Below are 12,755 nucleotides of genomic sequence, written 5' to 3' on the forward strand. Positions count from 1 at the left end.
ACGGGCCGTTCTTCGTCACGTCATGACGCCAGAGGCGATCAAGCGGTGCGCGTTCCCGACAGCGGGAAGCTGCCGAAGGCGCCTGCACCGACGGTGCCGGTCATCGTGTCGCCATCGACGGTCGCCTTGCAGTCGAGCGTCATCGGCATCGGCACGGTCATCGCCTGCTTCCAGCTCAGCGTGTCGCCATCGACCTCGCCGGTCACATCCATGCCGCCCATCGCACCCGACACCGCGCCCGAAAAGCTGGTGTCCGCGCTGTTCACAGTCAGCGTCATCTTCTGATCGCCCAGCGGCGATTTCACGACGCAATCCCAGCTGCCATCGACATTTGCCATGCTATTCTCTCCTTCGATTACTTGGCCTTGGCCGCAAGCGGCGTCACCGGAACCACCGGCAGCCCCGCGACCGAAGCCGCGCTCACGACCTCGACCGGCAACCCCAGGCTGTCAAGCTGCGGCTTGACCGTCTTGGCATCGCCGACGACCACCCAGGTGAATTTCTTCACGTCGATCACTCCCGCGATCGCGGTGTTCAGCTGCGGCAAGGTCAGCGCGCCGTAGCGTCGCGTGATCGTCGCGTAATAATCGTCGGGGCGCTTCAACAAATCATTCTGCTGCATTGCGCCGAGCACCGCGACCGACGTCTCGAAGCTGCCGGGCAACGCGCGAATCCCGCCGTCGATCGCCAGCCCGAATTCGGTCTGGGTCATCGGCTTGGTCGTCACGAACTGCGTCACGTCCTGTTGCAGCGCGGTGATCGACGGGCCGGTCTTGTCCGCCTGCACCCCGGCCGAAATGCCATAGGGCGCATCGAACGCGGCCGTCTGGAACCGCCCGCCCGCGCCATAGGACCAGTGCTTCTCCTCGCGCAGGTCCATGTTGATCCGGCTGAGGAAGCTGCCACCCAGCGCATCGTTCGCGGTGTTGAACACGAGCATGTCGTCGCTGCCCTTCAACCCGGTCCGCTGGCCCGCGAGAATCAGCGACTGCGGGCTGTTCGGCCGGTCGACCAGCACGATCTTGGGCGTCAGCGGGGTACGCGTCGTCGGGAAGCTCTTGACCCCCGCCGGCCCCTGCGCCGTCCAGTCGCCGAACCCGCGGTCGAGCACCGCCCTGACCTCGGCGAGCGGGCGGTCGCTGACGACGAAGATCTTCGCCTTGTCGGGGCGCAGCCACGCCTGCTGGAACGCGACCAGGTCGGCGCGCGTCAGCGCGGCGACCGCCTTTGGATCACCACCACCCTGTGCCTTGCCGTAAGGGGTGTCGCCGTTGATCAGCTTGCCGATCACGCGGTTGCCCAGCCCTTGAGGGCTGGTCAGTTCCTGCTGGATGCCGGCCAGCTGCTGGTTGCGGACCCGGCCGACCTCCTCGTCCGCGAAGGCCGGATTGCGGGCGATATCCGCGAACAGCGCGACCGCGGGCGTCAGGTTTGCGCTCGGCACGCTCATCGACAGCGTCGTCCGGTCGAGCGAGGTGCCCGTCCCGATCGACGCGCCCAGCCGCTCGCGCGCCTCGGCCAGCGCGATCCCGTCGAGCGTCCGCGTCCCCTCGTCCATCACGCTCAGCGTCAGCTGCTGCGTGCCGAGCTTGTCCGCGACATCGGCGGCATAGCCCGCGTCGAAGCTCAGCACCGCCTGCGTGATCGGCACCGCATCGCGACGCGCATAGATGAGCTCGATTCCGTTCGACAGCCGCGCGCGCTCGACCGCAGGGAAGGCAAGCCCGGTCAGCGTGCCGACCGCGGGGATACCGCCGGCGCGCGTGCCTTTGACCGGCGTCTCGGCAGCGGGCTTCACCGCGACCGCGGGCGGCACGACCGCCTCCTCATATTTGTCGCGCTCGCCGTCGACCACGGTCAGCGTATAGGCGGGGCGCGTCAGCCAGCGCGTCGCGGCGGCCTTGACGCTCGCCGGCGTCTGCGCCGCGATCGCCGCCAGCTCCTTCTTGTAGTGGCCCGGGTCGTTCGCATAAAGCGCGCCGCCCGCCAGCGCGACCGCCTTGCCGCCGAACCCGCCGACCGATTCATAGCCGCGGATCCGACCCGCGACCGCCTGGGTCTGGACGCGCTGGATCTCGTCCGCGGTCGGTCCGGTCTTCAGGAAGTCGGCAAGGATCTCGTCGAGCCGCTTCGACACCACCGCGGGATCGACGCCCGGCCGCACGATCGCGCGGATCGTGAACATGCCGATCTGCGCCATGTCGCTATAGCCGGCGGACACATTGACCGCGAGCTTCTCCTTGCGGACCAATGCATTGTCGAGCCGCGACGAAGCGAGCCCACCCAGCACCGTACCGCCGACGTCGAGCGCCGCGGCATCGGGATCGAGCATCCCCGGCACCGCCCAGTTCTTGCTGATCATCACCGCTGCGACACGGTCCTTCATCACCTCGTTCACCGGCGCGGCGAGCGTCGGCACGGTGACGGTCGGCAGGACCGACTTTGGGCCCGTCTTGATATCGCCGAAATATTTCTCGACCAGCGGCTTTGCGGTCGCCGCATCGACATCGCCCGCGAGCACCAGCACCGCATTGTTGGGGCCGTAATGCGAGCGGAACCAGTCCTTCACATCGGCAAGGCTGGCGCGGTCGAGATCCGCCATCGACCCGATCGGGGTGTGGCCATAGGGCGTGTCCGCGGGGAACAGCCCGCCGAACAGCTTGTACTGGACGAGGCCGTATGGCTGGTTGTCGCCCTGGCGCTTCTCGTTCTGGACGACGCCGCGCTGCTCGTCGAGCACGCCCTGCGTGATCGCGCCGGTCAGATGCCCCATCCGGTCGCTCTCGAGGAACAGCGCGCGCTCGAGCGCAGCGGCGGGGACCGTCTCGAAATAGTTGGTCCGGTCGAACGAGGTCGTGCCGTTAAAGTCGGTCGCCCCGACCTCCTTCAGCGGCGCGAAGAAATCGCCCGGCGCATTCTCGCTGCCGTTGAACATCAGATGCTCGAACAGATGCGCAAAGCCCGTGCGGCCCTGCGGCTCGTGCTTCGACCCGACGTCATACCAGACCGACACCGCGACGACCGGCGCCTTGCGGTCGGTGTGCACGATCACGCGCAACCCGTTCTTCAGCGTGAACTGCTGATAGGGAATATCGACCGAGGTGACGAGCGTGGCGACCGGTGCAGGCTTTGCGACCTGCGCGCCAACCGGCGCGACAAGCGCGGCGGTGGCGACGCCAGCTAGGGCCAAGAGCTTCAACGACATGGATTTTCCCCCGGGATACGACGACTGTTATACCAAGGTATAACAGTGGATTGCCGCCCCGCAAGCTGCCGCCTTCGCGGTTGGCGTGGATCTCGATCGATCCTTGGCGTCACGACCTGCGCCGCCCGCCCGTACCATTGCCGGATCCGCTCCCGTGGCTAGCGCAGCAGCCCCGCAGCGCGGAGCGCACCGTTGATCATGTCGCCGACCTGCGATCGGCCCGGACTGTGGCTCCATGGGTGCGGACGCGGCGATGCGGGCTTCGGCTTCGCGCGGGTCGCCGCCGCGCGCGCCGATGGGCGCTCGATCAGCCCGAAGAACGCGGCGCTGTGCAACGTCGACGAGATCCCCGCCTCCAGCATGTGCGGACCCGGCTGGCCGAGGCCGTCGGCGCCCGTCGTGGCCAGCGGTGTGCCATGGCCCAGCCCGCGGATCCGATACTCCTCGACCGCGGCACGGCCCTGCGCGTCGCGCCAGAGGCGATGGGCATGGCCTTCAACCTGTTCGACCTCGTCGGGTGCGTAGGCGAGCCCGTGCACGCCGCGCCACTGTGCGACGATCGCATCGGCATTGGCGGGCACCACGGTCGCATCGGCATCGCCGTGCCAGACCGAGACGCGTGGCACACGTCCGCCGGCCGGCGCCGCGCCGTCGACCAGCGCGGCCAGCGCGGGATCGGCGGGCAGGCCCCGCCCGCGCATCCGGTCGAGCGCCTGCGACATCGAGGTCGCGGTGCCATAGGGAAGACCTGCGATAATCGCCCCGGCAGCGAACAGCTCGGGATAGGTGGCGAGCATCACGCCAGCCATCGCGCCGCCGGCCGACAATCCCGTTACATAGATGCGGTCGGGATCGATCGCGACGTCGCGGACCATCGTCGCGATCATCGACCGGATCGACTGCGCCTCACCGCCACCGCGGCGGATATCCTCGGCGTCGAACCAGTTGAAGCAGAGATTGCCGTTATTCGCGCGCTGCTGCTCGGGATAGAGCACGGCGAACCCGTGCCGGTCGGCAAGATCGGACCAGCCCGCCCCCCGGTCATACCCCGTGGCGGTCTGCGTGCAGCCATGGAGGACCACGACCAATGGCATCCGCCGGTCGGACGTCGCCTCGGGCACATAGGTCAACGCACGCAACGCGCCGGGATTCGCGCCGAACGATTCGAGCGGACGCAGGCGCGAGTCCTCGCCCTCCGGCTGCTCGGCGAAGCGCGCCGCCGCGGCGCGTTGCGCCTTCGCCAGTTGCGCGAGTGTTTCCGAAAGCCTGGCCATCGATCGTCCCGTCATGCGCGCCCGACGCCTTGACGCCCGGCCCCGTGAATGGTGCAGTGCAGCATATCTTGTGCCGCCCCTGCCCGATCACAAGGGTAAATCGCCGCCGGACCTCAGCCGTGCGACCGCGCGAAGGCGGCAGCGTCGGCGACCTGTGCGTCGCTCGGGCGGACGCCGGTGTAGAGCACGAACTGCTCGAGCGCCTGAAGGATCGCGACCTCGGTGCCGGTGATGCAGCGTTTCCCCGCCGCTGCCGCGGCGCGCAGGAACGGCGTTTCCGGGGGATATTGCACGACGTCGAACGCAATGGCGCTCGCCGCGATCATCGCCGGCGGAAAAGCGAGCGCGTCCGCATCGGCACCCGTCATCCCCATCGGCGTGACGTTGATCAGCAGGTCCGCCTGCTCTTCCGTGTGAAGATCCGTGGCCCATGCAAAGCCATAGAGATCGGCGAGCGCACGACCGGCGGGTTCGTTGCGCGCGACGATCACGCCGTCGCGAAAGCCCGTGTCGCGCAACGCCGCGGCGACCGCCTTTGCCATCCCGCCCGACCCGCGCAGCATGAACCGCGTTGCCGGATCGATATCCGCGATCAGCGCTGCGACCGCGGCATAATCCGTGTTGTGCCCGGTCAGCACGCCTTCGTCGTTCACGATCGTGTTGACGCTGTCGATCGCCGCGGCCGAGGGCGCGAGTCCATCGAGCAGCGCGATCACCGCCTCCTTGAACGGCATCGAGATCGCGCAGCCGCGGATGTCGAGCGCCCGGATACCGCGCACCGCGCCCTCCAAGTCGCGGGTCGAGAACGCCTTGTAGACATAGTCGAGTCCGGTCAGCGCATAGAGCCGATTATGGAACCGGGTCCCGAAATTGCCCGGTCGCGCGGACAAGGACATGCACAAGCGGGTATCCCGCCCGATCAGCGGACGAGCGGGTTCCGGGGCTGAGGTCTGTTGGGTCATCGCCATAAAATAGGACGGCGATCCGCCGGGGTCGAGATACAAGCGCGGCGGAACAAGCGCCGCTACCCGGCGTAGAACCGGCGATGCGCGTCGTGCCCCTTGCCGAACCGGACGATTTCGATGGCTGGCGCGATGCAGCGCGCGGCCTGATGGCCGATAACGTGCCCCCCGACGACGTGGTGTGGCAGGTGGGCAGTGCCCCCGCCGACCTGTTCGGGACGGTGCCATCGGATCCTCCTGCAGCATCCGCGCCGCGGGCTGCCTCCGCGACCGTCTCGGTCCCGCGCGCGTTCCTCGATCTTGCCCGCAGCGTCATCCTCGGGAGCGATCCGGAGCGGTTCGCGTTGCTTTACACGCTGCTCCACCGCCTGCGCCGGGAACCCAAGCTGATCGAGGATCGGGCCGATCCTCTCGTGCGACGGCTCGACCGGATCGCCAAGGATGTCCGCCGTGACATCCACAAGATGCGCGCGTTCCTGCGCTTCCGCGAGGTCGAGGAGGAGGGCGCAACCCGGTTCGTCGCCTGGTTCGAACCCGATCACCACATCGTCCGCGCCAACGCCGCCTTCTTCGTCAACCGCTTCGCGAGCATGCGCTGGTCGATCCTGACCCCCGACGTCTCGATCCACTGGGACGGGACGATGCTCAGCGAAGGACCGGGCGCCAAGAAGACCGACGCACCCGAGGGCGATCCGACCGAAGAGGTCTGGAAGACCTATTACGCCAGCACCTTCAACCCCGCGCGCGTGAAAATCGGCGCGATGTTGAAGGAGATGCCCCGCAAATACTGGAAGAACATGCCTGAAACCGATCTCGTCCCCGGCATGATTGCCACCGCACAGGCACGCGAGAGCGGGATGATCGAGCGCGCTCGCGACGTCGTCGGCGGCAACAGCATGATCGCCTGGGCGGCGCTGCGCGACGAGGCCGCGGGCTGCACCCGCTGCCCGCTCTACAAGCCCGCGACCCAGACCGTGTTCGGCGAGGGGCCGATCGACGCGCCACTGATGTTCGTCGGCGAACAGCCAGGCGACCAGGAGGATCTTGCCGGGCGGCCGTTCGTCGGCCCCGCCGGTCAGATGTTCGACCGCGCGATGGCGGAGGCGGGACTCGACCGCAGCCGCGCCTATGTCACCAACGCGGTCAAGCATTTCAAGTTCGAACAGCGCGGCAAGCGACGCATCCACGCCAAGCCCGGCGCCGGCGAGATCGAGGCCTGCCGGTGGTGGATCGAGCAGGAGCAGATGCTTGTCGCGCCCAAGGTGACGGTCGCGCTCGGCGCCACCGCGGCCCGCTCGCTGTTCGGCAAGGTGATGACGATCGGCAAGGAACGCGGCCGCGCGCTGCAGCTTCCCGGCGGCGGCGAGGCATGGATCACCGTCCATCCCAGCTACCTGCTGCGCCTGCCGGACAAGGTCCAGGCCGACGAGGAATATGCGCGATTCGTCGAGGATCTGCGAATGGCCGGCGCGCGGCTGGCTTAGGCGAACCGATTGGCCCTTCCCTTCGCGCGCCGCATCGCGCAAATCCCCGCGCCATGTTCGAAAAGATTCTGGCCGTGCTGGCCACCTTCACGATCTGGGTGATCTCGTCCGGCGGCTATGTCGGCATCGCGATCCTCATGGCGATCGAAAGCGCGTGTATTCCGCTTCCATCCGAGATCATCATGCCGTTCGCCGGTTATCTGGTGTCGACCGGCCGGTTCGACCTGTATCTCGCGGCCACCGCGGGCGCGATCGGGTGCAATCTCGGCTCGATCGTCGCCTATGAGGTCGGCAAGCGTGGCGGTCGACCGATGGCCGAGCGCTGGGGTCGCTATGTCCTGATCGGGCCGGGCGAGCTTGATACGGCGGACCGGTTCTTCGCGCGCTGGGGCAGCATGGCGGTGCTGATCGGGCGTCTGCTCCCCGTCATCCGATCGTTCATCGCCTTTCCGGCGGGTGTCGCGCGGATGAAGCTCGTGCCCTTCCACCTCTACACCTTCATCGGCTCCTGGCCGTGGTGCTTCGGGCTTGCCTGGGTCGGCATGAAGCTCGGCGACAAATGGGACAGCGATCCGCGCGTAAAGGCCGCCTTCCACAGCGCGGACCTGCTGATCGGCATCGTTCTGATCGCGCTGGTCGGCTTCTACATCTGGCACCGCGTCCGCGGGCTGAAGCGTCACCCGTAACCACGACGCCGGGCAAGCGCGCGCAGGTCTTCGTCACGCGTCGGTGCCAGCGCCTGCACGCGCCGCTGGTACGCGGCGACGATCTCCGGCCCGGCCTGTGCGGGTGAACCGCTGTCAAACGGTGGCTGGGGATCATATTCGAGTGCCAATTGCACCATGCGTGCATGCGCCTCGCCGCGGATCAGCGCGATCAGCGTCAGCGCAAAGTCGATGCCCGCCGTCACACCGCCGCCGGTGACCCGGTTCCGATCGACCACGGTGCGCGCGTCGACGGGGATCGCACCGAAGAGTGGCAACATGTCACGCTGAGCCCAGTGGCACCCCGCGCGGTACCCGTCGAGCAATCCCGCGGCACCCAGGATCAACGAGCCGGTGCAGACACTGGTGACCCATGTCGCGCCCGCCCCGATGGCCCCCACCCATGCCATCGCTTCGTCGTCGGCGATGACGTCGTTGAGTCCGAAGCCTCCCGGGACGCAAAGGATGTCCGCGTACGGCACCTCGGCAAAGATCGCGGTCGGAAGGATCGAAAACCCGGCGTCGGTTGGCACCGGATCGCGCGTCTTCCAGACGAGATCGACCTGCGCCTCGCCAAGCCGCGACAGGATCTGGGCAGGACCGGTGAGGTCGAGCTGGGTGACGTTGGGAAACAGTAGGAAGGCGATACGAAAAGGGTCGCGCATGGCACAAGCTCCGTCCAGAGGGGCTGCCCAGGCGCGCGGCGGAACCGTCCGCGCTTCCCCGTGGTGATCCACTCGGCGCCAGTCACGCGGACGCGCCAACGCTATGCGGTTGTCTTTGACGACGCAACAGCATCGACGGGTTCGCGCGCTGAACGCAAACCGGTCGCGGCAGCCTATGGGAGAATGGGCACCTCGGCTGCGCGCTCCTTGTTTTCGCGGCGCGCTTCGCGAACGCGCTGCCCGAAACATCCGGTTGCGCCGCCAGGGCCGACGGTCGAGCAGCTGCCGATGCTGTTCGCACCGACACCGGTGCCGAGCGTGCCCTGCGCCTTGGCCGCCCAGCTCTCATTTTCGGGCGTCACGGCAAACTCGCGCAGCTCCTTGGGGACGCGATATTGCTCCTGCGCGCTGCGACGCACGCAGATGACGATTTCCTCGCCCTGTGCATTGGTCGGGCAGCGCTCGTTGCCGAACAGCGTGAGCACGCCGTTGACCGGGGCGCTGCGCGACACCTCACCCGGCGCGGAGGCGGGCTTGGCTGCGGGTGCACCGGGCTTGGCCGGAATAGCCGCACCCGACGTCACCGTCTGCGCCGCCACCGGGCCGGCGACCAGCAAGGCCGCCGCCATCATCATCCTCATACGCACCACTCCCATAATCCGTATCTGTTGGCCGACAGGATCGGCGATCGTCGGTGGCCCTAGGCTGAACGCCGCAAGGCCACGCGTTTCAGTCCCAACGGCCGGCGCCGCGGTCAGATCCGTTTTGCGGTCGCGATCGCGACCTTGCACCCCAGCCGGATCAGCGCGCTCATCACCGGATAGCCGGGGGTTTCCTCCGCCCCGGCAGCGATCGCGGTCGCCTTGTGCTCCAGCTCCTCGGCCTGGAAATCGAGAATCGCCGCGCTCAGTTCGGGATCGCTGTCGCCCAGCGCGACGAGCTGCTCGGCATAATGCTTGTCGATCTCGGTCTCGACCGCCGCGGTGCAGGCCATCGCGGCACGCGGGCTGATCGCGGCCGTGACAGCGCCGAGCGCGAAGCCCGCGACCTTCCAGATCGGCTGCAGCACGGTCGGCCGCACGCGCCGCTCGACGATCATCCGGTCGAAGAAGGCGCGGTGGCGCTCCTCCTGCTGCGCCATGTGATGGATCAGGCGCGATGATGGGTGCCGGTCGCCCAGCACCGCGAGCTGCCCCGCATAGATGCGGATCGCGCCATATTCGCCGGCCTGGTCGACGCGGACCATTGCCTCGCTCGGATGCTTGCGATCGCCCGGCTTCCAGCCGGTGCCGCGCGGGACGGTCGGGATCGGAGTCGCGGTGGTCATCGTGTCTTCCTCATCAGCACGAAGATGGTGATCGCGCCGCCCAGGGAAAAGATCGCGTTGAACCCGGCGAGCGAAATCCCCGCCAGCGACCACTGCGCCGAATCACAGCGCACCATCGGCGCGTTCATGATCGCGGCGAGCCGTTCGGCCGGCGTCGTGCCCGCCATCGACACCGTCGTGGTGCAGGCGGTGATGCCGTTCCACCAGTGATATTCGACCCCGGCATGGAACAGCCCGATCGCGCCGCTGATCCCGATCAGCAACGCCGCGACGAGCACCAGCGAGGCGCGCAGCGAGCGCTGCGGCACCACGAACGTCGCCGCCGCGAGCAACACCGCCGAATAATGCGGCCAGCGCTGCCAATGGCACATCTCGCATGGATAGAGCCCGCCCAGATATTGCGACCCGAGCGCCCCCAGCAGCAGCAGCAGCGGCAGCACAAGCGCGATCGACCGGGCGATCTCCTCGTTCTTCGTCATCCCCAGCCCGCGGCGTACGCTCACTTGACGGGTGCCTTGGTCGCGGCGGCGACCTGCGCGGCGCCGCCGAGCCGGGCGACCGTCTTCAGCGCATAATAAAGCTGGAAGTCCTCGACCCCCTGCTTCTTCAGCGCCTCGGGCGTCGCCGAGAAGCGCGGATCGTCCTTCGTATCTTCCTCGAGAACCGCATTGTCGGCCTTCACCTCGTTGATCAGGTGACGACGCAGGTCGGCTTCGCGGAACACCGGGCGCGCCTTGTGATCGGGGTCGCTGATCTGCGGCACGCGGATATCGGGTTCGATCCCACCCTCCTGGACCGACCGGCCCGACGGCGTGAAGTAGCGCGCGGTCGTCAGGCGCAACGCGGTCTCGGGGCCGAGCTGGAGCACGGTCTGGACCGATCCCTTGCCGAACGTGCGTTCGCCCATGATCAGCGCGCGGTGGTGGTCCTGCAGCGCGCCGGCGACGATCTCGGAGGCCGATGCGGTCCCCGGATCGGTCAGCACGACGACCGGCAGGCCATGCGCGTCGTCGCCGGGCTTGGCATAATAGCGCTCGATATCCGTCTTCTCGCGGCCACGCTGCGACACGATCTCACCGTGATCGAGGAACGCGTCGCTGACCGCGATCGCCTGGGTCAGCAGCCCGCCGCCATTCTGGCGTAGGTCGACGACATAGCCGAGCGGACGATGCCCCAGCGACTTGTCGATCGCCATGATCGCCGCGCGCGTGTCCGCGCCGGTATTCTCGCTGAAGGTGTTGATGTTGATATAACCGACATCGCCGCGCACCTCCCATTTCACCGGCTTCTGGACGATGATCTCGCGCAGCATCGACACGTCGAGCGGCTTGTCGCGACCCGGCCGGACGAGCCCCAGCGTGATCTTGCTGCCGGGCTTGCCGCGCATCTGTGCGACCGCCTCGTCGAGCGAATCGCCGTAGATCAGCTTGCCATTGATATGCGTGATGTAATCGCCCGACTTGACGCCCGCGCGCGCGGCGGGCGAGTCTTCCTGCGGGGTCACGACCTTGATCGCGCCGTCCTCCATCTGCACCGTCAGGCCGAGGCCGCCATAATTGCCCTCGGTCATGATCCGCAAATTCTCGTAATCCAGCGCATCGACATAGCTCGAATGCGGGTCGAGGCTTGCGAGCATCCCCTGGATCGCGCCCTTGATCAGCGTCTTGTCATCGACCTTGTCGACATATTCCGCCTTCACGCGGTTGAAGACGTCGAGAAACTGGTCGAACTCGCGATACGTGTCGGTGTCGACCGCCGCCATCGCCGAGGTGGCCAGCGGCACGAGGGTCAGCGCGCCGAGGATGGCGGTAGCGGTAAGGATCGGACGTGGCATCTAAGGTCCTGAAACCGGGGGAAGGCACAGCGTAGCGGTATAGTGCGCGCGGAGCAAAGCCGCGACGGTCTTCGCGGTCCGGCGAATGGACGCCGGACCGGTTCTCGGTTGATTAGCCGATCAATGCGGCCGCGTCGACGGGTCGCCCGCGCCGCCGAAGCTCGACGGTGATCAGCGGATCCTCGCCCCCCGGCGCGGTCCCGATCCGCGATCCGGCGGCGACGTGGACGCCCGGTTTCACCCCGGTGTCGGCAAGCCCGGTCAACAGCGTCGTCCAGCCATCACCGTGATCGAGGATCACGATCCGGCCATAACCGCGAAACGCCCGGGCGTAACGGACGATGCCCGCCGCCGGCGCCACCACGCGCGCGTCCGGCGCGACCGCGAAGGTCAGCCCGCGCGATCGCACGCCCACATCGGACACCGCGTCGAAGCCGGTGACAAGCCGACCGCGTACGGGCAGGCGATAGGCGCCGCGGACACGGGCGGCGGGGATGCTGCCGGGGGCAAGCGGGCGCGGCACCGGCCCCGCCAGCGCCGCCAGGTCGATCGCGGTCGCCTCCGCACTGCCCGACTCGGCGAGGCTGTCGACCAGGTCGCGCGCGCGTTCGCCCAGCGCGATGGCGCGATCGGATTCGCCGATCGCGCCGCGCCCCAGGGCCTGGCTGCGACGGCGATGCGTCGCTTCGAGTTTGGCGAGCGCGACGCGCTGTGCCTCGAGCCGGATCCGTCCGTCACGCAGCGCGCGTGCCGCCTGCGCTGCGCCCGTCTGCAGGCGCCGGGTCCGCCGGAGCGCGGTGCGCACCGCGTCCGCCCGCAGCCGGACCGCAGGCAGGGCGGTACCCAGAACCGCACGCACATGGACGAGATCGTCGACCGATCCGGGCTGCGCGACCGCAACGATCGTCGGCCGCCGCGCGAGCGATTGCAGCGCCGCCAGCAACCGCGCGATCGGCGACTGAACGACCCCCAGAGCCGCGCGCTGTTCGGTGAGCAGCTGTTCGAGGATCGCGAGGCGGATCCGCGCGGCGGCGATATCGGCGCGGGTCGCGTCGATCCTTGCCGCCATTGCGCGCGCCTCAGCCTTGGCGCGCTCGGCAGCGTCGCGCTCCTGCGACGCGGCGGCGGCCAGACGCTCGGCGCGTATCGCCGCGATCCGCGCGCCGCGCCTTGCCTCGATCAGTCGCTGCTGCGGTGTCGCCGCCGCACTCGCGCGCGGGGTGGCTGCAAGACCAAGGGCGAGCGCTGCGAACAGCAACAGCGCCGCCGATGACAGGCGCGATGACGCGGTGATCCGCAC

The 12,755-nt window shown here is 68.2% G+C and carries 12 protein-coding genes and 1 riboswitch; of the genes, 2 read left to right on the plus strand and 10 right to left on the minus strand.

The annotated features are described in order from the left end of the window. Positions 1-38 precede the first annotated feature (38 nt). From SOM18_RS16415 to SOM18_RS16430, 4 genes are all read right to left on the minus strand, one after another. The gene (locus tag SOM18_RS16415) at positions 39-338 is read right to left on the minus strand and encodes a hypothetical protein (RefSeq protein ID WP_031439525.1); all 300 of its coding nucleotides are present in this window, start codon (positions 336-338) and stop codon (positions 39-41) included. A 17-nt stretch (positions 339-355) separates the two neighbouring features. Next, entirely contained in the window at positions 356-3,205 is a 2,850-nt protein-coding gene (locus SOM18_RS16420; protein ID WP_320481988.1) for a pitrilysin family protein, read from the minus strand. Positions 3,206-3,363: 158 nt separating this feature from the next. Next, complete coding sequence (locus tag SOM18_RS16425) at positions 3,364-4,479, minus strand: PHB depolymerase family esterase (protein ID WP_320481989.1); 1,116 nt, start codon at positions 4,477-4,479, stop codon at positions 3,364-3,366. Between the two features lie 113 nt (positions 4,480-4,592). Beyond that, entirely contained in the window at positions 4,593-5,441 is an 849-nt protein-coding gene (locus SOM18_RS16430) for a shikimate 5-dehydrogenase (protein WP_031439962.1), read from the minus strand. A gap of 83 nt (positions 5,442-5,524) precedes the next feature. Here SOM18_RS16430 and SOM18_RS16435 point away from each other — a divergent pair, with 83 nt between their 5' ends. Next, a complete protein-coding gene (locus tag SOM18_RS16435) occupies positions 5,525-6,925 on the plus strand; it encodes a UdgX family uracil-DNA binding protein (RefSeq protein ID WP_320481990.1) in 1,401 nt (466 codons plus the stop codon). A gap of 53 nt (positions 6,926-6,978) precedes the next feature. Beyond that, on the plus strand, positions 6,979-7,611 hold the full coding sequence (locus SOM18_RS16440; RefSeq protein WP_031439961.1) for a DedA family protein: 633 nt from the start codon (positions 6,979-6,981) through the stop codon (positions 7,609-7,611). On the opposite strand, the gene SOM18_RS16445 is transcribed toward SOM18_RS16440, so the two are convergent. From SOM18_RS16445 to SOM18_RS16470, 6 genes are all read right to left on the minus strand, one after another. Beyond that, complete coding sequence (locus SOM18_RS16445; RefSeq protein WP_031439960.1) at positions 7,602-8,294, minus strand: DJ-1/PfpI family protein; 693 nt, start codon at positions 8,292-8,294, stop codon at positions 7,602-7,604. The two genes, SOM18_RS16440 and SOM18_RS16445, sit on opposite strands and share 10 nt — an antisense overlap. Positions 8,295-8,312: 18 nt before the next feature. Continuing rightward, positions 8,313-8,390, minus strand: a riboswitch (ZMP/ZTP riboswitch). Positions 8,391-8,467: 77 nt separating this feature from the next. Continuing rightward, on the minus strand, positions 8,468-8,935 hold the full coding sequence (locus tag SOM18_RS16450) for a hypothetical protein (RefSeq protein WP_031439959.1): 468 nt from the start codon (positions 8,933-8,935) through the stop codon (positions 8,468-8,470). A gap of 113 nt (positions 8,936-9,048) precedes the next feature. Then, complete coding sequence (locus SOM18_RS16455) at positions 9,049-9,621, minus strand: demethoxyubiquinone hydroxylase family protein (protein WP_042466726.1); 573 nt, start codon at positions 9,619-9,621, stop codon at positions 9,049-9,051. Continuing rightward, a complete protein-coding gene (locus SOM18_RS16460; RefSeq protein WP_031395676.1) occupies positions 9,618-10,100 on the minus strand; it encodes a disulfide bond formation protein B in 483 nt (160 codons plus the stop codon). The genes SOM18_RS16455 and SOM18_RS16460 overlap by 4 nt, the downstream gene beginning before the upstream one ends. Positions 10,101-10,120: 20 nt before the next feature. Beyond that, positions 10,121-11,455, minus strand: coding sequence for a S41 family peptidase (locus tag SOM18_RS16465; protein WP_031439957.1), 1,335 nt, complete (start codon positions 11,453-11,455; stop codon positions 10,121-10,123). A 112-nt stretch (positions 11,456-11,567) separates the two neighbouring features. Beyond that, positions 11,568-12,755, minus strand: coding sequence for a murein hydrolase activator EnvC family protein (locus tag SOM18_RS16470; RefSeq protein WP_320481991.1), 1,188 nt, complete (start codon positions 12,753-12,755; stop codon positions 11,568-11,570).

The organism is Sphingomonas sp. CFBP9019 (genome assembly GCF_034045155.1).
In the GTDB taxonomy this organism is placed as follows: domain Bacteria; phylum Pseudomonadota; class Alphaproteobacteria; order Sphingomonadales; family Sphingomonadaceae; genus Sphingomonas; species Sphingomonas aerolata.

Bases quoted from the DNA above. Each gene is read 5' to 3' on its own strand.
- SOM18_RS16415 (WP_031439525.1), bottom strand. From the start codon at position 338: ATGGCAAATGTCGATGGCAGCTGGGATTGCGTCGTGAAATCGCCGCTG.
- SOM18_RS16420 (WP_320481988.1), bottom strand. From the start codon at position 3,205: ATGTCGTTGAAGCTCTTGGCCCTAGCTGGCGTCGCCACCGCCGCGCTT.
- SOM18_RS16425 (WP_320481989.1), bottom strand. From the start codon at position 4,479: ATGGCCAGGCTTTCGGAAACACTCGCGCAACTGGCGAAGGCGCAACGC.
- SOM18_RS16430 (WP_031439962.1), bottom strand. From the start codon at position 5,441: ATGACCCAACAGACCTCAGCCCCGGAACCCGCTCGTCCGCTGATCGGG.
- SOM18_RS16435 (WP_320481990.1), top strand. From the start codon at position 5,525: ATGCGCGTCGTGCCCCTTGCCGAACCGGACGATTTCGATGGCTGGCGC.
- SOM18_RS16440 (WP_031439961.1), top strand. From the start codon at position 6,979: ATGTTCGAAAAGATTCTGGCCGTGCTGGCCACCTTCACGATCTGGGTG.
- SOM18_RS16445 (WP_031439960.1), bottom strand. From the start codon at position 8,294: ATGCGCGACCCTTTTCGTATCGCCTTCCTACTGTTTCCCAACGTCACC.
- SOM18_RS16450 (WP_031439959.1), bottom strand. From the start codon at position 8,935: ATGAGGATGATGATGGCGGCGGCCTTGCTGGTCGCCGGCCCGGTGGCG.
- SOM18_RS16455 (WP_042466726.1), bottom strand. From the start codon at position 9,621: ATGACCACCGCGACTCCGATCCCGACCGTCCCGCGCGGCACCGGCTGG.
- SOM18_RS16460 (WP_031395676.1), bottom strand. From the start codon at position 10,100: ATGACGAAGAACGAGGAGATCGCCCGGTCGATCGCGCTTGTGCTGCCG.
- SOM18_RS16465 (WP_031439957.1), bottom strand. From the start codon at position 11,455: ATGCCACGTCCGATCCTTACCGCTACCGCCATCCTCGGCGCGCTGACC.